Here is a 23777-nt window from a genome sequence, read left to right as displayed (position 1 = left end):
GAGGGGAAGGGAATCCATATCGCTGCGCGTGATCGTGGATCCCCGTCCCTCGCTGATGCTCGCCGGGGATGACAGAACTGGTTCAGATAATCACCCAGTCACACCACTCCTGCCTCTCCCTGGAAGAGGCAGCGAAAGAAACGCCCTCCATCCCTTAGACAATCCGCCCGGAAGGGTTTAAGCGCGACAACAGCCATGTCGCTCATCCGCTCGTCCCTTCTGGTCGGCCTCAGTTCCATCGCCTCGCGCATTCTCGGCTTCGTCCGGGACATGCTGTTCGCGCAGGCCTTGGGCGCCGGGCCTGTGGCGGATGCGTTCCTGACCGCCTTCCGCCTGCCGAACCTCGTGCGCCGCATCGTCGGCGAGGGCGGGCTCAATCCGGCCCTCGTGCCGCAATTGAGCCGCCTGGACGAGAAGGATGCCGCCACGATGGCGGGGGATGTGCTCAGCGTCTTCGCGCTCGCTCTCCTTGCGCTCACCGCTCTCGTCGAGATCGGCGCGGGTCTTGTCGCGCTCCTTCTTGCGCCGGGGCTCCGCGACGATGGCAATACGCTGGCGCTGACGGCCTTCTATACGCGTCTGTCCTTTCCCATCGTGGTGAGCGTCACGCTCTCCTCCATCGCCGCCGCCATCCTCAACATGCGCGGGCGCTATGGAGCGACGGCGCTTGCGCCGCTGGCGGTGAACGCGGGCCTGATCCTGACGCTCGTGGTTCTGGAAACCGTCGTCACCGTGCCGCTGGACGCCAAGGCCGCATGGCTCTCGGGCGCATCGAGCGTGGCCGGTTTCATTCAGCTTCTCGTGGTGCTGATCGCGCTCCGCGGGGGCCGCGAGCACTTGGTGCGCTTTCGTAAACCCCGTTGGTCTCCCGCGCTGAAGAGTCTGCTGCTGGCAGGTTTTCCCGCGCTTGTCGCCAGCGGTGCGGTGCAGCTGTTCGTGCTCGCGGGAACGATCGTCGCGTCGTTCTGGCCCTCCGGCATTTCGTGGCTCTACTATGCCGATCGCGTGATGCAGCTTCCGCTCGGCCTCATGGCGGCCTTGGGCTCCAGCGTATTGCTGCCGGAGCTCGCCCGGCATCATCACGCGGGCGAGACGAAGACCATCATCCGTTCTCAGCATCGGGCGCTGGAAATGGCGCTGCTGCTGGCGCTTCCCGCCAGCGCCGCCCTGCTGATGCTGAGTTTTCCGATCACGCGCGTGCTCTTCGAGCGCGGCGCGTTTCTGCCCTCCGATACGCAGGGCACCGCGCTGGTGCTCGCAGCCCTCAGCTTCGGCCTCCCCTTCGCCACAGCCGGCAAGGTGCTGAGCCAGACCCTCTTCGCCCGCGGCGCGCTGCGCATGACCCTGGCCGGAACCGTCCTCGGCATCCTCGTCACCCTCCTGGGCAGCGCGCTCCTCGCGCCGCTCTGGGGCGTAGCGGGAATCGCGCTGGGCGTCAGCCTGGGCTGCGCCGCCCATGCCCTCGCCATGGCATGGCTGTTGCGCCGAATTGGCCTGTGGCACCCGGATCGTCTCTTCCTCGGACGGCTGATCCGCATCGCCGTCTCTGCCGCCCTCATGTGTGCGGCTCTTTGGGGCGCGCAGAGCCTTCTCGCGCCCGACGACAGCCTGTCGCTTGCCGCCTTCTGCTTCGGAGGACTGGGGGTTTATGCCCTCGCGGCATGGCTGACGGGCGCGGTGACCCGTGACGATTGGGCCCTGCTTCGTTAAACGCTTGCATCGTGGCGCGGCCCTGTCATAACGCGCGCCTCTAGACCTGATCGCAACGCGGAGCGGCGTCCAACCCGCTTCCGCTAAGGAGTGCATAAAGATGGCGCAGTTCAAGGAGCTGGTTTTCTCGGGCGTCCAACCCACCGGCAACCTCCATCTCGGAAATTACCTCGGCGCCATCAAGCGCTTCGTGACGATGCAGGAGACGCACGACTGCATCTACTGCGTCGTGGACATGCACGCGATCACCGTGTGGCAGGATCCCAAGGAGCTGAAGCGCCAGATCCGCGAGGTCACCGCAGCATTCCTCGCCGCCGGCATCGATCCGAAGAAGCATATCGTGTTCAACCAGAGTCAGGTTGCGCAGCACGCGGAGCTCGCCTGGGTGTTCAACTGCATCGCCCGCATGGGCTGGGCGAACCGCATGACCCAGTTCAAGGAAAAGGCCGGCAAGGACCGCGAGAACGCGTCGGTGGGCCTCTTCGCCTACCCGATGCTGATGGCCGCCGACATTCTGGTGTACCGCGCCACCCATGTGCCGGTGGGCGAGGACCAGAAGCAGCATCTGGAGCTGACCCGCGACATCGCGCAGAAGTTCAACAACGACTTTGCCGAGTCGATTGCCGAGAACGGCTTCGGCGACGCCTTCTTCCCGATCACCGAGCCGCTCATCCATGGCCCGGCGACCCGCGTCATGTCGCTCCGCGACGGCGCGAAGAAGATGTCGAAGTCGGACCCGTCCGATTACTCGCGCATCAACCTGACCGACGATGCCGACACCATCGCCCAGAAGGTGCGCAAGGCGAAGACGGACCCCGAGCCGCTGCCGTCCGAGGTCGAGGGACTCAAGACCCGTCCGGAGGCCGATAACCTGGTCGCCATCTACGCCGCTCTCACCAATACCACGCCGGAAGAGGTGCTGCGCGACCATGGCGGCTCGCAGTTCTCCGGCTTCAAGGCCGCCCTGGTCGATGTGGCGGTGACGAAGCTCGCGCCCATCGCCGACGAGATGCGCCGCCTCATGGCCGACCCCGGCCATATCGACGCGGTGCTCGCCGATGGTTCCGACCGCGCCCGCGTGATTGCCGCGCAGACCATGGATGCGGTCAAGGACATCGTCGGATTCGTTCGGTCGCGCTGACCTGACTGCGGCTGGCCTTGCCCTAGATAACAGGGCAAGGCAGCATCGAGCTGTTGCAGGAGAACGTGCCGTGAGCAGCCAGCGCCGATCCTACGAGACGGGCCACCGGCCCAAATTCATGGTGGTGATCGACAAGACCCCGGAATGCGCCCGGGCGATCCATTTCGCCTCGCGCCGCGTCGTGCGCACGGGGGCGAGCATGCTCATGCTCGCCGTCGTGGACCCGCCGGACAATTTCGAGTGGATCGGCGTCGGCGAAGCCATGATCGAGGAAGCCAGCGAAGAGGCGAAAAAGCTCCTGGAGGCCGCCGCCCGCGAGGCGCGCAATGCCGCAGGCGTGGAGCCCGAGCAGGTGATCCGCGTCGGCGACCGCGCCGATGAGATCATCAAGCTGATCCGCGAGGACGAGGATGTCTCCTTCCTCGTGCTCGCCGCCGGCAGCGGCAAGGAAGGCCCCGGCCCCCTGGTCTCGACCCTCGCCGGCAAGGCCGCCTCCACCTTCCCGGTCCCGATCGTCATCGTGCCCGGCACCCTGACGGACGAGGAGATCGACGCTCTGGCGGGTTGAAGGGTCGGTTATTCCGGACTGACTCAGCGATCCGGGATCGTCAGCAGAAAACAGCGCCATTTTCCTCCCCCTTGTGGGGAGGGACTAAGGGTGGGGGTGCTAGCTCCTGACCTTGATAGGCTATCGCCCCCACCCCCACCTCCAACTCCTCCCCACAAGGGGGAGGAGGGTTCCCATGCTATTTTCGTCATGTGATCCTACCTTCTGCCTTGTCCCTCTCCTCTTGGAATCCTCGCTTCTTCATTCCACATTAGAGCTGAAACCTGTTAGAACGATTCTAAGCCCACCGCTCGGCCGGCCTTGAACCGGCGTCAGAGGACCCAAACGATGTTCATTCAGACCGAAGCCACCCCGAATCCCGCCACCCTGAAGTTCCTGCCCGGCCGCGTCGTGATGCCCGAAGGCACCTTCGAGGCGAAGACCCCCGAACAGGGCGAGTTCTCGCCGCTGGCCCAGCGCCTCTTCGCCGTGCCCGGCGTGACCGGCGTTTTCTTCGGCTATGACTTCATCACCGTCACCAAGGCCGATGGCGAATGGCAGCACCTGAAGCCCGCCATCCTCGGCGGGATCATGGAGCACTTCATGACCGGCGCGCCGCTGTTCGCCAACGGCTACGGCGCGAACGAGGATGACGGCGAGGAATTCTTCGATCCCGAGGACGAGCCCACGGTCGCGACCATCAAGGAGCTGCTCGAGACCCGCATCCGCCCGGCCGTTGCGGGCGACGGCGGCGACATCACCTTCCGCGGCTTCAAGGACGGCGTGGTGTATCTCGTCATGAAGGGCGCCTGCTCGGGCTGCCCCTCCTCGACCGCGACGCTCCGCCACGGCATCCAGAACCTCCTGCGCCACTTCCTGCCGGATGTGCGTGAAGTCCAGGCCGTTTAAGCGATCTGTAAGAACCCTATTATTCAAAGCGCGGCGTGAAAGCCGCGCTTTTTCTTTGGAGCCTTGCCTTGCCGCCTCTCTCTGACGCCGCCCTCGACCAGCTCTTCCGCAATGCCCGCACCCATCGCTGGTGGGAGGACCGGAAGATTCCCGAGGAAACCCTGCGCCGGATCGCCGATCTCGCCAAGCTCGGCCCGACCAGCGCCAACACGACGCCGGTCCGCTTCGTCTTCGTGGTATCCGACGCCGCCAAGGAAAAGCTCAAACCCCATCTCGACGAGGGCAATGTGCGCCAGACCATGAGCGCGCCTGCCACCGTGATCGTGGCCTACGACACGGAATTTTATGAAAAGCTCGGCTTCCTTGCCCCGCACAGCAAGGATGCCCGCAGCTGGTTCGCGGGCCAGCCCGACGTGATCGAGCGCACGGCGTTCCAGGGCTCCTGCCTCCAGGGCGCCTATCTCATCATGGCGGCGCGTTCGCTCGGTCTCGATTGCGGCCCCATGGGCGGCTTCGACCGGGAGGGCGTGGACGGGACCTTCTTCCCGGACGGCAAGACGAAGTCCAACTTCCTCATCAATCTCGGCTACGGCCTGCCCGAGAAGCTCCATCCCCGCCAGCCGCGCTTCGCCTTCGAGGAATTCTGCCGGATCGAGTGAGAGGAGCCAGCTCCTGCTTTTCCGGCCGACCTGGGCTAAGATCGGCTCCGAACCATCAGCAACGGCACGCCGTGAGCGACAAACCGCACGCCGCCCCTATCGACAGGACGCCTGAACCCGACGCAGAGCGCGCGACCATCGATTCGACCTTTCGGAACGGCTCGCTGACCGCGATCGGCGTCGTGGTCGGCTTCTCACTGGGCTTTTTAAGCCGGTGGGCGGGGCTTCCCGGCGATTGGGCCCCTTCCGACCTCGTTGCCGTCTTCGCCATCACCCTCGGCATCGGACTTCAGATCAAGGCCCTGGCCGACCTCCTGTCGATCCAATCCCTCCAGTTGGTCCGCTACAACCGCGCGGTCAGGATCTTCATCATCGGCCTGATCCTCGTTTCCTGCGGCGTTGCTTCCGCGCTCTTTGCCGACCTTCTGGGCTTTGGCGGCATTGCCCTGAAAGGCTGACGCCGTGCTACCATGACATCCTGCAGAAAACCGGGGTCCACTTTTCTGTCCGATGCGGTAAAGAAGCGCCCTCACCTGACGGAGACGAATGTTGCGCGTCCTTGCCATCGATACCGCTCTCGGCGCCTGCTCTGCCTGCATCTGGCAGGCGGGCGATGACGTGCCCCTGGCCAGCGAATCGCTCCCCATGGAGCGCGGCCATGCGGAGGCGCTGCTGCCGCTCATCGACCGCGTCGCCGCCCAGGTGGAAGGCGGGTTCGAGACCCTGGACCGGGTCGCCGTGACCGTGGGGCCGGGCAGCTACACGGGCCTGCGCGTCGGCATCTCGGCCGCCCGGGGCATCGGCCTCGCCGCCGGAATTCCCGTAGTGGGCGTGGCCACCCTTTCCGCCTATCTCGCCCCGCTCATGGTGAAGGAACGGCGCGGGCTGTTCACCGCCGCCATCGATGCCAAGCACGGGCACATCTACATCCAGGCCATTGCGCCGGGCGGACGCACCATCATCCAGCCGAGCCTGATGAGCTATCGCGATGCGATCCGCGTGCTCGGCTCCGGCCCCCTCCTGATCAGCGGCTCCGCCGCCGCGATGCTGGCCGCGGAAGCGCGCACTCAGGGCGTGGACGCGTACATCACCGACATGCCGCAGGCTCCCGACATCGCCTGGGTGGCACGCCTCGGCGCACTCGCCGACCCGAATCAGGCCTTGCCCAAGCCCCTCTATCTTCGCGATCCCGACGCCAAGCCTCAGGACAGGGCGCGCATCGCCCGCCAATGAGTTTCTTCGATCTCTTCAAGAGGCCGAGCGGCCTGCGCATCGACCCCTTGGGCACCGATTCCGCCTCGCGCCTGGCTGCCATCCACGGCGCATCCTTCGCGCAACCCTGGAGCACCCTGGAATTCGAGCGGCTGCTGGGCGAGCGCGGCGTGGTGGGCGACGGGGTCTTTCTCGGAAGCGCCACGAAGCCCTCGGGCTTCGTGCTGTCGCGGATCGTGCTGGACGAAGCGGAGATCCTCACCGTCGCCATCGCCCCGGACGCGCGAGGCAAGGGGTATTCGATCCCCCTGCTCGAGCGGCATCTCGACGAGCTCTCCCGCCGGGCGGTTCGCAATGTCTATCTGGAGGTCGAAGAGGGCAACGATCCTGCGCTTGCCCTCTACCGGCGCTTCGGCTTCGAGGAAACCGGACGGCGCGAAGGCTATTACCAGAAGGCGGATGGCACCCGGGTGGCGGCGCTCACCATGACGCTCGGCCTATAGCCGCTCCCGGCCAAGTCTCGTATAAGCATTCGCAAGGAGTGGCTCTCACCTTGTCAGTACGCACCAGCAGCACCGGAAAATCCCGCCGCCTCGGCGCGATCGAGCGCGCCTGCCGCGACAAGGGCCTGCGCATGACGGGCCAGCGGAAGATCATCGCGCAGGTTCTCGACGATGCCGCCGATCATCCCGACGTGGTGGAGCTGCACCGGCGTGCGGCCGATGTGGATGACCGCATCTCGCTTTCCACGGTTTATCGCACGGTCAAACTCTTCGAAACGGAAGGCATTCTGGAGCGGCTCGATTTCCGCGACGGACGCTCGCGCTACGAGCAGGCGGCGCGCGAGCACCACGATCATCTCATCAATCTCGAGACCGGCGACGTGATCGAGTTCCATTCCGACGAGATCGAAAAGCTCCAGACCGAGATCGCCAAGCGCCTCGGCTACAAGGTGGTCTATCACCGGCTCGAGCTCTACGCGGTGCCCCTCGACAAGGACGAGGCGTGACGAAACCCATCGTCGTTCTGAAGCTCCTCGTGCTGCTTCTGTGCAGCCTCGTGCTCGTTCCCTTGCAGCTGCTGGCGATCCGATTCAGCTGGGATGTCGTGCACCACCTGCCGGTGCTGTTTCACCGCATCTTGCTCAAGCTGTTTCATGTGCGCGTGATCGAGAAGGGCACGCCGCCGGGCGATGCGCCGACACTCGTCGTGTCGAATCACGTCTCCTGGCTCGACATTCCCGTTATCGGTTCGGTGCACCCGCTCTCCTTCATCGCGAAATCCGAAATCGAAGGCTGGCCGGTGGTGGGACTGCTCGCGAGATTGCAGCGCTCCGTGTTCATCGACCGCCAGCGCCGCAAAGCCACCGCGGAAGTGAACGACGCTCTTGCCCATCGCCTCGTGAAGGGAGAGGTGATCGTGCTCTTTGCGGAGGGCACCACGAGCGACGGCAACCGGCTCCTGCCCTTCCGCTCCTCCCTCGTCGGCGCGGCGCAGACCGCGCTCATGCATGACAGCGTCGAGCAGGTATTCCTGCAGCCGCTCGCCATCTCCTATACCCACCGCAACGGGATGCCGATCACGCGGCGCGACCGCCCCGCCATCGCATGGTATGGCGACATGGATCTCGCGCCTCATCTCGGCCTGTTTCTCGAAGGCCATCCCATCGATGTGGTGATCACCTGGGGCGAGCCGATCCCCTTCAACGGCAACCGCAAGGAGGCGACCGCTTCCGCCGAGAGCGCCGTGCGCAAGGCCTTGAAGGCGGCCTGACGACATGCCTCACACGTTCTGCGCGCGCGCCTCGTCCTGAAGCCACCCGCGGAAGGCTGCGATGGCCGGCCGGTCGGCGGCATCGTCGGGACAGACGATGTAGTATTGATAGGCGCCGCGCACCTGATGCGGGAACGGTCTGACCAGACGGCCCGCCGTGAGGTGATCGCCGATGAGCGCGCTGGTGGCGAGCGCCACGCCCTGGCCCGCGGCGGCGGCCTGCAGGCAGAGATAGGTGTGGGAATAGCGCGGGCCGCGCGAGGTATCGACACCCGTTACGCCGATGGCGGAAAACCATCGGTCCCAGGTGGTATAATCCGGCACGTCGGCGATTTCGTGGATCAGGGTGTGATGGCGCAGGTCCTCGGGCTCCCGTAGCGGCCTGGCGGGATCGTTCAGCAGGGCGGTGCTGCAGACGGCGAAGAAATGCTCCTCCATCAGAAGCTCCGTCCTGAGGCCTGGATAATGTCCCCGCCCGAAACGGATGGCGATGTCCACGTCCTCCCGGGCGAAATCCGTGAGCTTCATCGACACCGAGACGCGCACGTCGATCTCGGGCTCGCGCTCGCGGAACGCGCCGAGCCTTGGGATGAGCCAGTTCGAAGCGAGGCTCGGCATGGCGCTGACGGTGATCACATGCGGATTTTCGGGCTTCAGCGCCTGCGCGGTCGCCTCATCGAGCCGGTTGAGGATTTCCGTGACCGCGACCGCATAGCGCTGGCCGAGAGGGGTCAGCGCCACCCCCTTGGCCGGCAGGCGCATGAAGAGCGGGCGTCCCAGCCAGCCCTCGAGGGTCTTGATCTGCTGACCGACGGCGCTGGCGGTCACGGCGATCTCGTCGCCCGCTTTCTCGAAGCTCAGATGACGGGCGGCCGCCTCGAAAGCGCGCAAGGAATTGAGCGGCGGAAGGCGGCGGCGGGCCATGGTGCATCCCTAAAATTGCCCAAGCTGCACTTGGGCAAAACGCAAGATCTTCCCGTTTGCTTCCGGACCCTGCGAGGAGCATTTCTCTCCTTAGGAAAAGCACTCTCGATGGAGGCCGTCATGGCAACCGGGTACGCCACAGTAAATCTTGGGTTTGTCGCCGCCAAGCCTGAAAAGAAAAACACCTTCATGGATCACCTCCTGAAAGTCGAAGCCTGGCTCGACAGGCGGAGAACCAGCCGCATCCTCTACACGCTGACCGATCGCGATCTCGCGGATCTCGGCTTGTCGCATGCCGATGTGGATGGCTTGAATGAGGAAGCCGAGCGGCTCTTCTGATCGGCCGCCTCTCCTGAAGGATCGACGATGAAGCTCTATTCCGGCCCTTTGAGTCTCTTCTCGCGCAAGGTGGAGATCGCCCTTCACGAGAAGGGGCTTTCCTTCGAGCGCATCCAGGTGCCCTTCAGCCAGACCAGAGGCTATCACCCGAAGGATCCGATGGTGCTGGCCGCCAATCCGAAGGGGCAGGTGCCGGTTCTCATCGACGGGGACCTCTCGATTTACGATTCCACCGTGATCCTGGAATATCTGGAGGACGCCTATCCCTCGCCCGCCCTCTATCCGCAGGATCCAAGGGAGCGTGCCCGTTGCCGGCTTCTCGATGTCTTCGCCGACGAGGTGATGCTGGCCGCCTTTCGCGCCCTGATGCATCGCACGGAGCCCCACGAGGCGGACGATCCGCGCTTTCTCGCCAACGAGGCGAAGGCGAAAGAGGCCGAACCTGCCATCACGGGCCACTTCGCGAAGCTGGAAGTAGAGCTTTCCGGACGCTCCTATCTGTGCGGCGCATTCTCCGCGGCCGACATCGCGGTCTTCATGGCCGTTTTCTGGATCCGCCGCCTCGGCGGTCCGTCGCTGAAAGGCACCCCTGCCCTCTCCGCCTGGTACGCCCGCCTCTCCGAGCGCCCGGCCTTCGCGCGGGTGATCGAAGAAATCCTTCAAGCCGACCGGGAGCTGTCCGCTCCGGTCGAGGGCGCGTTTCAAAATTAAAACTCGTCATCCCGGACAAGCGAAGCGCAGATCCGGGATCGTTCTCAGAAAAAGGTGCTCTTCTCGTCACCCGATCCCGGGTTCCGCGATGCGGACCCGGGATGACGCCATGGGCCAATTGACCTCTCTCACTTGAGCCAAACAGCCGCTATTCTCTTCAAGCGACAAAAGGCTTAAAAGGGCCGCCTGATCTTCCCGACCAAAGCAGACAGGCCGATCTCGTGAAAAAAGTCTTCGTCAAATCCTATGGCTGCCAGATGAACGTCTATGACGCCGAGCGCATGGCGGACATGCTGGCGACGGAAGGCTATGCCGAGACCAAGGCCATGGAGGAGGCGGACCTCGTCATCCTCAACACCTGCCATATCCGCGAGAAGGCCGCCGAGAAGGTCTATTCGGAACTGGGCCGCGTGCGCGAGCTGAAGAAGGAGCGCGCCACCCAGGGCCAGGAGACCAAGGTGGTCGTGGCGGGCTGCGTCGCCCAGGCCGAGGGCAAGGAGATCCTGCGCCGTGCGCCTGCCGTCGACGTGGTGGTCGGTCCGCAGAACTACCACAACCTGCCGGGCCTTCTGAAAAAGGCGAAGGCCGAGCGCGTGGTCGACACCGAGTTCCCGATCGAGGACAAGTTCGACCATCTTCCCAAGCCTTCGAAGGCGATGATCCGGAACCGGGGCGTGTCCTCGTTCCTGACCATTCAGGAAGGCTGCGACAAGTTCTGCACCTTCTGCGTGGTGCCCTATACCCGCGGCGCGGAAGTCTCGCGCCCCGTATCCAAGATCGTCGACGAAGCGCTTCGCCTCGCCGATGCGGGCGTGCGCGAGCTGACGCTGATCGGCCAGAACGTGAACGCGTATCACGGCGAGGATTCCACGGGCGCCGTCTGGACGCTGGGCCGCCTGCTGCATCGCCTCGCCGAGATCCCCGGCATCGCGCGGCTTCGCTACACCACGAGCCATCCGCGCGACATGGACGACGAGCTGATCGCCGCCCACCGCGACCTGCCCGCCGTGATGCCCTACCTGCACCTGCCGGTGCAGTCCGGCTCCGACCGCATTCTCGATGCCATGAATCGCAAGCATACGGGCGACGAGTACCGTCGCCTGATCGAGCGCATCCGTGCCGCGCAACCCAATCTCGCCCTCTCCTCCGACTTCATCGTGGGCTTCCCCGGCGAGACGGATGCGGAGTTCGAGGAGACCATGCGCCTCGTGGCCGATGTGGGCTTTGCCAGCTCCTTCTCGTTCAAATACAGCCCGCGCCCCGGCACCCCCGCCGCCGAGATCGCGGAGCAATTGCCCGAGGCCGTGAAATCCGAACGTCTGGCGCGCCTGCAAAACCTGTTGGAAACGCAAAGACAGGCTTTCAATCACGGAACCGTTGGTCAGACTCTGGACGTTCTCTTGGAGAAGCCGGGCCGTCACCCGGGCCAGATGGCCGGCAAGTCGCCCTATCTGCAACCTGTGCAGTTTGACAGCGACAGCCACCGGATTGGTGATATCGTGACGGTGCGGATTATGCAGGCTGGCTCGAACAGCCTGTTCGGCGAAGTGGTTGAGCCCGGCTCTCAGGCCGCTGCCTGACACTTTTCCGCAGCTTGAGAGTTTCCTTCGCTGCAACCCGCAGCGAACACAAAGGAGAGGCATTTGAGGCCAGCGGACAACGCGACCGCACGAGCGCAGAAGGGCAGATCCCCCAGCACCTTGCATCCTGGAGTCGAGGAAGAGGCCGAGATCATCCTCACCTTCGACGACAACCGCCTCGCCAGCCTTGTTTTCGGGCAATACGACCAGAACCTCGCGCATCTGGAGCGCCGCCTGAACGTGGCCGCCATCGCCAACGGCAACCGGGTGACCGTGAAGGGCACGCCCGAGGCCTCGGAGATGGCGCGGCGCGTCCTGGAAGGGCTCTATGACCGCGCCCGCCAAGGCGCCGCTCTCACCCCCGGGGACGTGGACGGCACCATCCAGGAGGCCACCCTGCAAGGCTCGCTCTTCTCGCCCGAGGAAGCGCCCGCTCCGGGCCTTTCCGCCTTCGATCACATCTCCACCCGCAAGCGCGGCCCCGTGCGCGCCCGCAACGCGGCGCAGAACGATTACATCAAGGCGCTCAAGCAGAACGAGCTCGTGTTCGCCGAAGGCCCTGCCGGCACCGGCAAGACTTGGCTCGCCGTAGGCTATGCCGTTTCGCTTCTCGAAGCGGGACAGGTGGATCGCCTCATCATCTCGCGACCGGCCGTGGAGGCGGGCGAGCGCCTGGGCTTCCTGCCCGGCGACATGCGCGAGAAGGTCGACCCCTATCTGCGCCCGATCTACGACGCGCTTTACGATTTCATGGAAGCCCGCCACGTGGACCGGGGCCTGCAGACCGGCATGATCGAAATCGCGCCGCTGGCCTTCATGCGCGGACGCACGCTCACCAACGCCCTGGTGCTGCTGGACGAGGCCCAGAACACCACCTCCATGCAGATGAAGATGTTCCTGACGCGTCTCGGCGAAGGCTCGCGGATGATCATCACCGGCGACCCGACCCAGATCGACCTGCCGCCGGGCCAGAAATCCGGTCTCGTGGAAGCGGTGCGCATCCTGAACGGCGTCGAGGGCATCTCCCGCGTCACCTTCAAGGAAGCGGACGTTGTGCGCCACGATCTCGTACGCCGCATCGTGGCGGCCTACGACACCGACTTCCGGAACAACCCGCCTCAAGAACCTTCCTACCGCGAACGGAATCAAAGGCCGTGATCGAGCTCGACATCATGATCGAGGAGGGCGATTGGGAGACGATTCCCGATGTGGAGGCCCTCGCGCAGAAGGCCGCCTCGGCGGCGCTCGCGGTCACCTATGAGGCCGAGGAGGAATGCGAGGCGAGCCTGATGCTCACCGACGACGCCCAGATCCAGGAGCTGAACCGCAACTGGCGCGGCAAGGACAAGCCCACCAATGTGCTGTCTTTTCCCGCGCCCGAGCAGCCAGGCTTAAACGGGCCTCGCCATTTGGGCGATATTGCTTTAGCCTACGAAACGCTGGTGCGCGAATCCGAGGAGGAATCCAAGGAGCTTGCGCATCATTTTGCCCATTTGATCGTCCATGGCGTTCTGCACCTTCTCGGCTACGACCACGAAACCGAGGCTGAGGCGGAGATCATGGAAGGTCTTGAGGTGAAGGCGCTCGCCACTCTTGGCATCGCCGATCCCTATCGCGATATGGCAGCGTGAACGCACAACGTTTGAGCTGAAACTCACACTGATATGAACGAAGATCGAAGTCGTAACGACCGTCCTGTCCGACCTCTCTCGGACGATGAAATCCCACGAGAACATTGGTACGAACGTGTTCTCACCCGCTTGGGCCTGAAGCCCCGCGATTCCATCCGCCACGATCTCGAGGACGCCCTCGAGGAAACATCCGTCGAAGACACGGACTTCTCGCCCCAGGAAAGGGCGATGCTCAAGAACGTGCTCTCCTTCCACCGGATCCGGGTGGAGGACGTGATGGTGCCACGCGCAGACATCGTGGCGGTCGCCGCCGATACCAATCTCGGCGAGCTCCTGAACCTTTTCCGCACGGCAGGCCACTCCCGTCTTCCGGTCTATGGCGAGACCCTCGACGACCCGAAGGGCATGGTCCATATCCGGGACTTCCTCGATTTCATCGCCATGCGTGCTGACAGCGGCGCCTCCGAGGGCGGAGCGAGCGACGACACGCCCCCGCCGAGCCTCGGCCAGATCGATCTTTCCATGACCCTGGCTGAAGCCAACATCCTGCGTCCGGTGCTCTTCGTGCCGCGGTCCATGCCGGCCATCGATCTGCTGGTGCGCATGCAGGCGACCCGCACCCACATGGCCCTCGTGATCGACGAATACGGCGGCACGGATGGGCTCGTCTCCATCGAGGATCTCGTGGAGATGGTGGTGGGCGACATCGAGGACGAGCACGACGAGGACGAGGAGGTCACCGTCACGAAAGCCGCGGACGGCACCTATATCGCCGATGCCCGCGCCAGCCTCGAAGAGGTGACGGAAACCCTCGGCGTCGACCTCTCCGACGAGGATGGGGCCGAGGACATCGACACCATCGGCGGCTTCATCGTGACCCTTGCCGGTCGCGTGCCCTCGCGCAGCGAGGTGATCGAAGGCCCGAAAGGCCTCGAATTCGAGGTGCTGGACGCCGATCCGCGCCGGGTGAAGCGCCTGCGCATCCTCCAGCGCACCGTCTCCACCGAAGTCGAAGTGGAAACATCCGTCTCCGTGACCCCGCGTCCTGAGAGCGCTGCGGCGGAATGATGCCGGCAAAGCAGCTCCGGCTCGCTGACGAGACTTGCCACATACCAAAGGAAGGAACCGGTTCCAGGAACATGGAGCCGGTTCTGGCCGACCGCGTCATCCTCGCTCGGGGATGGCGACGCTGGGCCTTGAGCTTCACGGCAGGCGCCATCGGCGCGCTCGCGATGCCCCCCTTCGGCCTCCTGCCGGCGCTGGCCCTGTCTCTCGTGCCTGCTATCTGGCTCATCGACGGCACCGGTAAAGCGGGTCCTGGCCGCTGGGCCCCTTTCAAATCGGCGGCGCTGATCGGCTGGTTCTGGGGGTTCGGCTATTTCGTGGCCGGGCTCTGGTGGCTGGGGGCAGCCTTCCTCGTGGAGGCCGACCAATTCGCCTGGGCCCTGCCCCTCGGGGTCCTGGGGCTTCCTGCCCTGCTCGCTTTCTTTACGGCCTTCGGCTTTGCCCTCGCGCGCCTGCTCTGGCTGCCGGATGCGTCGCGCATCCTCGCCCTCGCTTTCGGACTGACGGTGAGCGAGGTCTTGCGCGGCCACCTCTTCACGGGCTTTCCCTGGAACAACCCCGGGATGGCGCTCGGCCAGAACATCTGGCTCATGCAGTCCGCCTCGCTGATCGGCCTTTACGGCTTGTGCTTCCTCGCCGTTGCGATCGGCGCCTCGCCTGCCCTGATCTTCACCGGCCGCACGGCTCGGGCGCGCTGGCTCGCGCCTGGGATCGCAGCGGGCCTTCTCGCGGCCATGGCTGCTTTCGGCTTTTGGCGCGTGCCTGCCGACCCCATGGCGAGCGTCGAGAACGTGCGCCTTCGCATCATGCAGCCCAACCTCCCGCAGGATGCCAAATTCAACCCCCGCAACCGCGATGCGATCATGCGGCGCTACCTGAGCCTGAGCGCCAGCCCCGGGCGCGACGGCAGAACGCATGCGGACGCCACCCATATCATCTGGCCGGAATCTGCTTTTCCGTTCCTGCTTCATCGCGATCCCGCCTCGCTGGCCCAGATCGGCGGTCTTCTCGAACCTGGCTCCGTGCTGATCACCGGTGCGGCCCGCATGGACGAGCCGCTTCCCGGCGAGGAGGTCGGCAAGTTCTTCAATGCGATCCAGGTGATCGACGATCGCGGCACCATTCTGGGAGCCTACGACAAGGTCCATCTGGTGCCCTTCGGCGAGTATGTGCCCAAATTCCTCGATGCCCTGATCCGGGCCGCGGGCTTGCGTCAGTTCATCCATATTCCGGGCGGCTTTGAGCCGAGCGAGAGGCGAAAGCCCTTGAGCATTCCCGGCCTTCCGCCTGTCGCTGCCACTATCTGCTACGAGGCGATCTTTCCCGGCGAGATCCTGCCCGAGGGTCCGCGCCCGAGCCTGATCCTCAACGTCACCAACGATGGCTGGTTCGGCCAGACGACAGGCCCTTATCAGCACTTCGCGCAGGCCCGTCTGCGTGCCGTAGAGGAAGGTCTTCCTTTGGTGAGGGCTGCGAACACGGGAATCTCCGGTGTCGTGGATCCTTACGGCCGGGTTGTGGACAGTCTTCCACTTGGAGTTGATGGCATCCTCGACGCAAATTTACCGGTTGCAATCTGGCAGGCTAAATCCTCACAAACACGAAGCTTTTCTTTGACGGCCATGCTTGTGATCTGCTTAATGACCTTGATTGTACGTCGAAAACAAAAAGCCGCATCGTCGCAAGACTAGATCGGCACGACGCTACGTCAGCTTTAGCAGGAAAGCGCGGGGCTATGAAGAAGTCGACCAGCTTGATCGATAAGGAAATCGGAACGCGCGTGCGCATGCGCCGAATTTCGATTGGTATGAGCCAGGAAAAGCTTGGCGAAATGCTTGGCCTTACCTTTCAGCAGGTGCAGAAATATGAAAAGGGGATGAACCGGATCAGCGTCGGCCGCTTGGTCGATATCGCTAAGATCCTGGGGGTCGAGATCCACTTCTTCTTCGACGGCATCAAGAGCGCAAAGGCCGAACCCGGTTTCGCGGAGGATGATTCTCCGGCCTATATCGCCGATGTTATGTCGACACCCGAGGGCCTCCAGCTCATCCGAACCTTCACCGGAATCAAGAGCGCAAAGGTCCGAAAAAGCATCGTTCAGCTCGTCGCTTCCCTGGCCGCTCAGGAAGAAGAAGAACGTTCGTCATAAAGAACGCGTTCGCTTGACCTTTCCAACGTCCTGAGGCATGAGCACGGAAAGTCTATGAGCTCATAGACACCCGATTTTCTTATTTGCCTGAGGAATTCTCCCGTGCGGCGCTCAAGCTATCTCTTCACCAGCGAGTCGGTGTCCGAAGGTCATCCCGACAAGGTTTGCGACCGCATTTCCGATGCCGTCGTCGATGCGTATCTGGCAGCCGAGCCCGAGGCTCGCGTGGCGTGCGAAACCCTGGCGACCACCAACCGCGTGGTCATTGCCGGCGAGGTGCGCGGCCCGGCTTCCATCACCAAGGACAAGGTGATCGAGCTTGCCCGCGATGCTATCAAGGATATCGGCTACGAGCAGGAAGGCTTCCACTGGAAGAACGCCGAGATCGACGTGTACCTGCATGCCCAGTCGGCGCACATCGCCCAGGGCGTCGACGCTGCCGGCAACAAGGACGAAGGCGCGGGCGACCAGGGCATCATGTTCGGCTATGCCTGCAACGAGACGCCCGAGCTGATGCCGGCGCCGATCTACTACGCCCACAAGATCCTCGAGAACCTGACCGCGGCCCGCAAGGCCAAGCAGGGCGATGCCGCCAAGCTCGGCCCCGACGCCAAGAGCCAGGTCACCGTCCGCTACGAGAACGGCAAGCCGGTTGCTGCCACGCAGATCGTTCTCTCCACGCAGCACTTGGACGAGAACCTCTCGTCCGACGACGTGCGCGCCATCGTCGAGCCCTATATCCGTCAGACCCTGCCGGAAGGTTGGATCTCCGCCGATACCATCTGGCACGTGAATCCCACCGGCAAGTTCGTGATCGGCGGTCCCGACGGCGATTGCGGCCTCACCGGCCGCAAGATCATCGTGGACACCTACGGCGGCGCGGCCCCGCACGGCGGCGGCGCGTTCTCCGGCAAGGATCCGACCAAGGTGGACCGTTCGGCCGCCTACGCCGCGCGCTACCTCGCCAAGAACGTGGTGGCCGCTGGCCTTGCCGACCGCTGCACCCTGCAGCTCTCCTATGCCATCGGCGTAGCCAAGCCCCTGTCGATCTACGTGGATCTGCACGAGACCGGCAAGGTGAGCGAGGACAAGCTCGAGGCCGTGCTCATGGAAGTGATGGACCTCACCCCGCGCGGCATCCGCACGCATCTCGGCCTCAACAAGCCGATCTATGCGCGGACAGCAGCCTACGGCCATTTCGGCCGCAAGCCCGACACGGACGGCGGCTTCTCCTGGGAGCGCACCGACCTCGCCCCCAAGCTCAAGTCAGCTTTTTAACTCCCATGAGCGAAGCCTCCAAACAGACCGGCGCCTTCTTCGGGCGCCGGAAAGGCAAGAAGCTTCGCTCAAGGCACGATGACCTGATTCATCATCTCCTGCCCGCGATCCGCGCGATCCCGGGCAGCGCCCCTGCCGGTCAGTTTCCGAATGTGAACCCGCGGGAAACCTGGCTCGAGATCGGCTTCGGCGGCGGCGAGCATCTGGCCCATCAGGCCCGCACCCACCGCGACATCAATTTCATCGGCTGCGAGCCCTTCGTGAACGGCATGGCGAAGCTGCTTGCCGCCGTGGATCATGAGAAGCTCGACAACATCCGCGTGTGGGACGACGACGTCACCAAACTCCTGCCGACCCTTCCGGATGCGTGCTTCGACCGGGTCTATATTCTCTATCCCGACCCATGGCCCAAGCGCCGTCAGCGCAAGCGCCGCCTCGTCTCCGACGAGATGCTCGTCGAATTGGCGCGCGTGCTGAAGCCTGGCGGCGAGCTGCGTTTCGCCAGCGATATCGACGATTATATCGGCTGGGTTCTTTCCCGCATCCTGCGCTCGGACCACTTCCGCTGGACGGCGAAGCGCGCCGACGATTGGCGCACGCCCTACGAAGGCTGGCCGGGCACGCGTTACGAGGCGAAGGCGATCCGCGAAGGCCGCGTGCCGAGCTATCTCACGATGGTTCGGATCTGACGCCTACACGGCTGCCTGAACTACACGCTCGTCGCTCACCACCCTGCCGTCGACGAGATGAATGCGCCGATCCACGCGGGCCGCGATGTCCATGTCGTGGGTAACGGCGATCACCGTCTTTCCGCGCTCGCGCACGAGATCTTTCAGGATGGTGAAGACCTGCTCGGAACTCTTGCTGTCGAGACTTCCCGTCGGCTCGTCGGCGAGCACCACATGCGGATCGTTGGCGAGCGCGCGGGCCACCGCCACGCGCTGGCGCTGACCTCCGGAGAGCTGATCGGGCCGCTTGTCGAGATGCCCCGCAAGACCGAGATCCTCCAGGAGGCTCGCGGCCCGGTCATGCATCTCGGAAGCGGACAGACGGCCGGCTTTTCGCATCGGCAACCGCACGTTCTCGAGAACGCTGAATTCCGGCAGCAGAAAGTGGAACTGGAACACGAAGCCGAGGTGCTCGAGCCGCAATCGCGCGAGTTCGTCGTCGTTCAATTGCGACGTGTCCTGGCCTGCGATCTTCAACATGCCGCTGGTCGGGCGATCCAGAAGGCCGAGCAGATAAAGCAGCGACGACTTGCCGGAGCCCGACGGACCGGTGATCGCGAGAAATTCCTGCTCGCCGACGGTGAGCGACACGTCGCGCACAAGCGTGACCGGCACGATGGCCGGCAGGATGCGGGTGAGATGATCCGCCTCGATCAGCGCGCTCATGTGGCGCCCCTGATGATGTCGACGGGATTAAGCCGCGCCGCCTGGCGCGCTGGAAGATAACCGGCGACACCCGACGATATGAGCGCGAAGGAGGAGGCGATGGCGTAATGCCACGGCGACCAGAACAGCGGCAGGCGCGTGAGCTCGCGGCCGACACCGGCGCCCGAGAGCTTGAACTCCACCTGCGAGAGCGCGAAACATAACAGAAATCCGATCAGCCAGCCGGCAACGGAGCCTGCAAGGCCAAGCGCCAATCCTTCGATGAGGAACAGGCGGCGCATGTTGCCTTGCGTGAAGCCGAGAGATTTCAGAATCGCGATGTCGCGCGCCTTCTCGTGCGTGATGGTGGAGATGATGTTGTAGATGCCGAAACCCGCCACCAGCAGGATCGCGCCGACCACCGTGTACATCACCACGTTGCGCACCACGAGCGCTTCGAGAAGCGACTCGTTCGCCTCCTGCCAGGGCACGGCCTTGTAGCCGAGCTCCGCTTCCGCCTGCCGGGCCACGCGGGGCGCGGCGTCCGGATCGTCGAGGCGCAGGCGGATGTCGTTGATGGCGTTCGGCCGCTCGGAGAGGATCTGCGCGTTCTTCAGAAGCACATAGGTCTCGCCTTCGTCGCGCGCATTGTTGCCCGTGTGGAACTCCCCGACGATCTTGAAGCCCCGCGACTGGCCCGTGGGCGACACGAGTTGGATCGTCGTGCCCATGGATGCGCCCAGGCGCCGCGCAAGCGTATCGCCCACGACGATGTTGTTGCCCCCCGCCTGCAGCGCATCGAAGCTTCCCTGTACGAAATCGCCCGCTACGGACGACACGGTTGCCTCGATTTCCGGCTCGATGCCGATGACGGAAACGCCCACATCCCGCCCGGCATAGCGAACCACGCCTTGCGTGCGCAGGCTCCGCGCCATGCGTCCGGGCACCCAGGCCCGCAGCGATGCGAAGGCGGCGGCGGGATTGAGGATGCCGCGCCGATCCTCCTTCGGCCTGAGCCCCTCGAATTGGGCTGCGGCGAAAAGATCCTCCGCCGGTTGGCGGCGCGCCGTGCGGCGCTCGTCCGAGATCTGCACATGAGGCATGGTGTCGACGAGCTGGGCTATGAAATCCTTTTCCGTTCCCTGCATCAGCGCGGCCATGGCGATGGAGAAGCCGACACCGAGCGCGACGCCCAGGATTGCCACGATGGTCTGGCGGCCGCGTCCGGCGATATGCGTCAGGGCCAGCTCCAGGATGAGGCGCATGTCAGCCTCTCTTCTCTTTGATCCTCGCCCCGTCCGCGAGATCTTCCGGGAACGGTACGATCACATGCTCCTTCTCGTTCAGGCCTGAGAGGATCTGCGTGTTGCTTGCTCCGCGAATTCCCACCTTCACGTCGCGGCGACGGGCGGTGCCGTTCTCCGCGACGAAGAGCGAGCCTCCGCGCAGCCCATTGGTCGGCACGAGGAGCGCGTCGGCGGACACCTGCACGATCACGTTCACCTCGACCGTCATGCCGATCCGCAGCGGGGTATCGTCCGGCAAAGCGAGATGGACCCGGTAGGTCTTGGCCACAGGGTCTCCCTTGGGTGTGATGGCTTCCACCTTGGCTTCCAGGACGCGGTCCGGGAAAGCGTCCGCTTTCAGGACCGCGCGCTGGCCGACCACGACGCGCGGAATGTCCTCCTCGTTCACGTCGGCTTCGATCTGCAGCGGTTTGGGCTCGCCGACCCAGAACAGGACCGTTCCGGGCTCGGCCACCTCACCGACCTCGCCGTCCTGGCGCAGCACGACGCCGCTCACGGGCGCCCGCAGGATGTAGGTTTCGAGCCGGGTCTCCTGCCCGGCGATGAGCGCTTCCACCTGGCTCAACTCGCTGCGGGCGCGGTCGAGGGCCTGCTCGCTCGCCACCCGGCGCTCGACCAGGGTCGCGATCCGATCGTAGTCGGCCTTGATGAACCTCTGGCGGGCTCGCAGCTCGGAGAGGGTGGCTTGCGGCTGCCGGTCGTCGAGGCGGGCGAGCACGGCGCCCTTCTCCACGGATTCGCCCTCGCAATTGCAAAGCTCGACGAGCCGTTCCCTGAGCAGGGGCGTCACCTTGGCCCAGATTCGCGGCTCCACCACCCCGGTTGCGTAGACGATCTCGGCCGCGTCGCCACGGGTCGGCGTGGCGGCAACCACCTCCTGGGGTAAGGTGAGACGCCAATACGCCGCAGCCGCTGCGGCCAGCGCCACCAGGGCAATCATCACGCGGGAGAGCTTCAACGGCGGATCTCCGGGAACGGCCTTCTCTACCATAGCCGCAAAGTTGCGACGATTGAGGGTTATTCCGGAGACACGGTGCCCTTTACCCTCACCGACCTTGCATTTCAGGGCTTGAACGGGTATATCGGTGGTTGTCAGCTCTGGTTGCAGTGTAAACTGCCGTTCGAGAGTGGGCCCCGCCGGGTCCGCTCTTTTTTATTGCCTCGATGCTGGAGCTTTGGAGAAATATGACGAACGAACGCGACAAGCGGTTGATTACGGAAAACGGCGTGGCCGCCCGTGTGGCTGCCATTGTCGAGCCTGTGATCGAGGATCTGGGCTTCAATCTCGTGCGGGTGAAGGTGACCGGCGAGAACGGCTGCACCGTTCAGATCATGGCCGAGCGGCCGGACGGCACCATGTCGGTGAGCGATTGTGAAACCGTCAGCCGCGCCGTTTCGCCGGTGCTGGATCTCGAAGACCCGATCTCCACCGCCTATTATCTCGAAGTCTCCTCGCCGGGGATCGACCGTCCGCTCGTGCGCGTCAGCGACTTCGAGCGCTGGACCGGCCACGACGCCAAGATCGAGATGGCCGTGCCGGTGGCGGGCCGCAAGCGTTTTCGCGGCTTCCTGCGCGGCGTCGAAAACGGCGAACTCATGATCGAATTGCCGGACGTCAAGGAGGGCCTCGAGCCCATCGCCCGCGTTCCCCTCTCGGATCTGGGTGAAGCGCGCCTCGTTCTGACCGACGACCTGATTCGTGAGTCGCTGCGCCGGGGAACCGCGCCGACCACGGACGATCTTGATGAAGACACGGATGTGGTGGAAGCGCCTGAACAGGACAACGACCCGTCCGATACGAAACCGAACTAAGGAGTGACCTCGATGGCTGTTAGTGCCAACAGGCTTGAGCTCTTGCAGATCGCCGATGCGGTCGCGCGTGAGAAGGTGATCGACAAGCAGATCGTGCTGGACGCCATGGCGGACGCCATCGCGAAGGCCGCGCGGTCCCGCTACGGCGCCGAAACCGACATCCACGCCGAGATCAACCCGAAGACCGGCGAGCTGCGCCTGTCGCGCCACCTCCTCGTGGTCGAGGACGGCGCCATGGAGAACGACGCCCGCGAGCTCACCCTCTCGGAGGCCCGCGCCCGCCACAACCCGGCGGCCCAGGTCGGCGACGTGATCGCCGACACCCTGCCCCCCTTCGATTTCGGCCGCATCGCGGCCCAGTCGGCCAAGCAGGTGATCGTGCAGAAGGTGCGCGATGCCGAGCGCGACCGTCAGTACCAGGAATACAAGGACCGCATCGGCGAGATCGTGAACGGCGCCGTCAAGCGCGTCGAATACGGCAACGTGATCGTGGATCTCGGCCGTGGCGAAGCGATCATCCGCCGCGACGAGCTGATCCCGCGCGAGACGTTCCGCCCCGGCGACCGCATCCGCGCCTATCTCTTCGACGTGCGCCGCGAGACCCGCGGACCGCAGATCTTCCTGTCCCGCACCCATCCGCAGTTCATGGCGAAGCTCTTCGCCTCCGAAGTGCCGGAAATCTATGACGGCATCGTCACCGTGCAGGCGGTCGCCCGCGATCCGGGCTCCCGCGCCAAGATCGCCGTGATCTCGCGCGATTCCTCCATCGATCCCGTCGGCGCCTGCGTCGGCATGCGCGGCTCCCGCGTCCAGGCGGTGGTCGGCGAGCTCCAGGGCGAGAAGATCGACATCATTCCGTGGTCCCCCGATCAGGCGACCTTCATCGTCAATGCGCTCCAGCCCGCCGAAGTGGTGAAGGTGGTGCTCGACGAGGAAGCCGACCGCATCGAGGTAGTGGTGCCCGACGACCAGCTCTCGCTCGCCATCGGCCGCCGCGGCCAGAACGTGCGTCTGGCCTCGCAGCTCACGGGCTGGGACATCGATATCCTCACCGAAGCCGAGGAATCCGAGCGTCGCCAGAAGGAATTCGCCGAGCGCACCGATCTCTTCATGAACGCGCTGGACGTGGACGAGGTGGTGGGCCAGCTGCTCGCCTCCGAAGGCTTCCGCTCGGTTGAGGAAATCGCCTACGTGGATTCCGCCGAAGTCGCCTCCATCGAGGGCTTCGACGAAGACACTGCGGCCGAGATCCAGAACCGCGCCCAGGAATACATCGCCCGCATTGAGGCCGAGAACGAAGCCCGCCGCAAGGAGCTTGGCGTCTCGGACGACCTGAAGGAGATCGACGGCGTCACCACCGCCATGCTCGTGGCCTTCGGCGAGAACGACATCAAGAATGTCGAGGATCTTGCCGGCTGCGCCACCGACGATCTGGCAGGCTGGACCGAAGGCAAGGGCCCCGAGGCAACCCGCTACAAGGGCGCTCTCGACGGGTTCGACGTGTCCCGCACCGAGGCGGAAGCCATGATCATGGCGGCCCGCGTGAAGGCCGGCTGGATCGAGGCTCCTGAAGAAATCGTAGAGACCGAGGGATCGGCCGAAGAGGCCGAGACCGAGGCTCAGCCGTCTTAACAACGGCCATGGCAAAGCGAGGTCA

General features: G+C 64.5%; 26 protein-coding genes. 22 read left to right on the top strand and 4 right to left on the bottom strand.

The annotated features are described in order from the left end of the window. Positions 1-195 precede the first annotated feature (195 nt). The 10 genes from murJ to olsA all read left to right on the top strand — a co-directional run bounded on the left by murJ (position 196) and on the right by olsA (position 7951). Entirely contained in the window at positions 196-1710 is a 1515-nt protein-coding gene (gene murJ, locus BLP10_RS06865; protein ID WP_091132469.1) for a murein biosynthesis integral membrane protein MurJ, read from the top strand. A 100-nt stretch (positions 1711-1810) separates the two neighbouring features. Then, positions 1811-2851, top strand: a complete 1041-nt coding sequence (trpS, locus tag BLP10_RS06860; protein ID WP_091132466.1) for a tryptophan--tRNA ligase — start codon at positions 1811-1813, stop codon at positions 2849-2851. A gap of 70 nt (positions 2852-2921) precedes the next feature. Further along, positions 2922-3419, top strand: coding sequence for a universal stress protein (locus tag BLP10_RS06855; protein WP_091132463.1), 498 nt, complete (start codon positions 2922-2924; stop codon positions 3417-3419). 327 nt (positions 3420-3746) lie between these two features. Beyond that, on the top strand, positions 3747-4307 hold the full coding sequence (locus BLP10_RS06850) for a NifU family protein (RefSeq protein WP_091132460.1): 561 nt from the start codon (positions 3747-3749) through the stop codon (positions 4305-4307). Between the two features lie 68 nt (positions 4308-4375). After that, positions 4376-4966: a malonic semialdehyde reductase gene (locus BLP10_RS06845; protein WP_091133471.1), complete on the top strand. Its 591-nt coding sequence runs from the start codon at positions 4376-4378 to the stop codon at positions 4964-4966. Positions 4967-5037: 71 nt separating this feature from the next. Then, complete coding sequence (locus BLP10_RS06840) at positions 5038-5424, top strand: hypothetical protein (RefSeq protein WP_244510427.1); 387 nt, start codon at positions 5038-5040, stop codon at positions 5422-5424. 91 nt (positions 5425-5515) lie between these two features. Continuing rightward, positions 5516-6199 (top strand): tRNA (adenosine(37)-N6)-threonylcarbamoyltransferase complex dimerization subunit type 1 TsaB, encoded by a 684-nt coding sequence (gene tsaB / locus BLP10_RS06835; RefSeq protein ID WP_091133468.1) that lies wholly within the window; start codon positions 5516-5518, stop codon positions 6197-6199. Continuing rightward, entirely contained in the window at positions 6196-6681 is a 486-nt protein-coding gene (locus BLP10_RS06830) for a GNAT family N-acetyltransferase (protein WP_091132456.1), read from the top strand. Before tsaB ends, BLP10_RS06830 begins: the two co-directional genes overlap by 4 nt. A gap of 131 nt (positions 6682-6812) precedes the next feature. Then, positions 6813-7187 carry a Fur family transcriptional regulator gene (locus tag BLP10_RS06825; protein ID WP_175493839.1) on the top strand — a complete coding sequence of 125 codons (375 nt, stop codon included), beginning with the start codon at positions 6813-6815 and terminating at the stop codon, positions 7185-7187. Next, positions 7184-7951 (top strand): lyso-ornithine lipid O-acyltransferase, encoded by a 768-nt coding sequence (gene olsA / locus BLP10_RS06820; protein WP_091132453.1) that lies wholly within the window; start codon positions 7184-7186, stop codon positions 7949-7951. The genes BLP10_RS06825 and olsA overlap by 4 nt, the downstream gene beginning before the upstream one ends. Before the next feature lie 9 nt (positions 7952-7960). On the opposite strand, the gene gcvA is transcribed toward olsA, so the two are convergent. Continuing rightward, on the bottom strand, positions 7961-8875 hold the full coding sequence (gene gcvA, locus BLP10_RS06815; RefSeq protein WP_091132450.1) for a transcriptional regulator GcvA: 915 nt from the start codon (positions 8873-8875) through the stop codon (positions 7961-7963). 120 nt (positions 8876-8995) lie between these two features. Here gcvA and BLP10_RS22795 point away from each other — a divergent pair, with 120 nt between their 5' ends. The 10 genes from BLP10_RS22795 to trmB all read left to right on the top strand — a co-directional run bounded on the left by BLP10_RS22795 (position 8996) and on the right by trmB (position 18317). Next, a complete protein-coding gene (locus BLP10_RS22795; RefSeq protein ID WP_210183600.1) occupies positions 8996-9214 on the top strand; it encodes a DUF1127 domain-containing protein in 219 nt (72 codons plus the stop codon). 27 nt (positions 9215-9241) lie between these two features. After that, the gene (locus tag BLP10_RS06805; RefSeq protein ID WP_091132443.1) at positions 9242-9925 is read left to right on the top strand and encodes a glutathione S-transferase family protein; all 684 of its coding nucleotides are present in this window, start codon (positions 9242-9244) and stop codon (positions 9923-9925) included. Positions 9926-10146: 221 nt separating this feature from the next. Next, entirely contained in the window at positions 10147-11505 is a 1359-nt protein-coding gene (gene miaB / locus BLP10_RS06800) for a tRNA (N6-isopentenyl adenosine(37)-C2)-methylthiotransferase MiaB (protein WP_091132437.1), read from the top strand. 63 nt (positions 11506-11568) lie between these two features. Beyond that, the gene (locus BLP10_RS06795) at positions 11569-12663 is read left to right on the top strand and encodes a PhoH family protein (protein WP_091132435.1); all 1095 of its coding nucleotides are present in this window, start codon (positions 11569-11571) and stop codon (positions 12661-12663) included. 14 nt (positions 12664-12677) lie between these two features. After that, on the top strand, positions 12678-13136 hold the full coding sequence (gene ybeY / locus BLP10_RS06790; RefSeq protein WP_091133464.1) for an rRNA maturation RNase YbeY: 459 nt from the start codon (positions 12678-12680) through the stop codon (positions 13134-13136). Positions 13137-13169: 33 nt separating this feature from the next. Next, on the top strand, positions 13170-14204 hold the full coding sequence (locus tag BLP10_RS06785) for a hemolysin family protein (protein WP_091132432.1): 1035 nt from the start codon (positions 13170-13172) through the stop codon (positions 14202-14204). A 71-nt stretch (positions 14205-14275) separates the two neighbouring features. After that, on the top strand, positions 14276-15892 hold the full coding sequence (gene lnt / locus BLP10_RS06780; RefSeq protein WP_091132429.1) for an apolipoprotein N-acyltransferase: 1617 nt from the start codon (positions 14276-14278) through the stop codon (positions 15890-15892). A 44-nt stretch (positions 15893-15936) separates the two neighbouring features. After that, the gene (locus tag BLP10_RS06775) at positions 15937-16350 is read left to right on the top strand and encodes a helix-turn-helix domain-containing protein (RefSeq protein WP_091132425.1); all 414 of its coding nucleotides are present in this window, start codon (positions 15937-15939) and stop codon (positions 16348-16350) included. A gap of 102 nt (positions 16351-16452) precedes the next feature. Further along, entirely contained in the window at positions 16453-17628 is a 1176-nt protein-coding gene (gene metK, locus BLP10_RS06770) for a methionine adenosyltransferase (protein WP_091132421.1), read from the top strand. Positions 17629-17633: 5 nt separating this feature from the next. After that, complete coding sequence (trmB, locus tag BLP10_RS06765; RefSeq protein ID WP_091132417.1) at positions 17634-18317, top strand: tRNA (guanosine(46)-N7)-methyltransferase TrmB; 684 nt, start codon at positions 17634-17636, stop codon at positions 18315-18317. 3 nt (positions 18318-18320) lie between these two features. On the opposite strand, the gene BLP10_RS06760 is transcribed toward trmB, so the two are convergent. Genes BLP10_RS06760 through BLP10_RS06750 form a run of 3 tightly spaced genes read right to left on the bottom strand, consistent with a single transcriptional unit; the run spans position 18321 to position 21248 of the window. After that, positions 18321-19022: an ABC transporter ATP-binding protein gene (locus BLP10_RS06760; protein WP_091132414.1), complete on the bottom strand. Its 702-nt coding sequence runs from the start codon at positions 19020-19022 to the stop codon at positions 18321-18323. Then, entirely contained in the window at positions 19019-20266 is a 1248-nt protein-coding gene (locus tag BLP10_RS06755; protein WP_091132411.1) for an ABC transporter permease, read from the bottom strand. Before BLP10_RS06755 ends, BLP10_RS06760 begins: the two co-directional genes overlap by 4 nt. Position 20267: 1 nt before the next feature. Beyond that, entirely contained in the window at positions 20268-21248 is a 981-nt protein-coding gene (locus tag BLP10_RS06750; protein WP_244510454.1) for an efflux RND transporter periplasmic adaptor subunit, read from the bottom strand. 245 nt (positions 21249-21493) lie between these two features. Between BLP10_RS06750 and rimP the strand changes: the two genes are divergently transcribed. Together rimP and nusA are read left to right on the top strand one after the other, a co-directional pair. Then, positions 21494-22120: a ribosome maturation factor RimP gene (gene rimP, locus BLP10_RS06745; protein WP_091132404.1), complete on the top strand. Its 627-nt coding sequence runs from the start codon at positions 21494-21496 to the stop codon at positions 22118-22120. A 12-nt stretch (positions 22121-22132) separates the two neighbouring features. Then, positions 22133-23752, top strand: a complete 1620-nt coding sequence (gene nusA / locus BLP10_RS06740) for a transcription termination factor NusA (protein WP_091132400.1) — start codon at positions 22133-22135, stop codon at positions 23750-23752. Positions 23753-23777 lie beyond the last annotated feature (25 nt).

It is taken from the genome of Microvirga guangxiensis, assembly GCF_900102135.1.
Lineage (GTDB): Bacteria > Pseudomonadota > Alphaproteobacteria > Rhizobiales > Beijerinckiaceae > Microvirga > Microvirga guangxiensis.
This window is presented reverse-complemented; position numbering and strand designations above follow the sequence as displayed.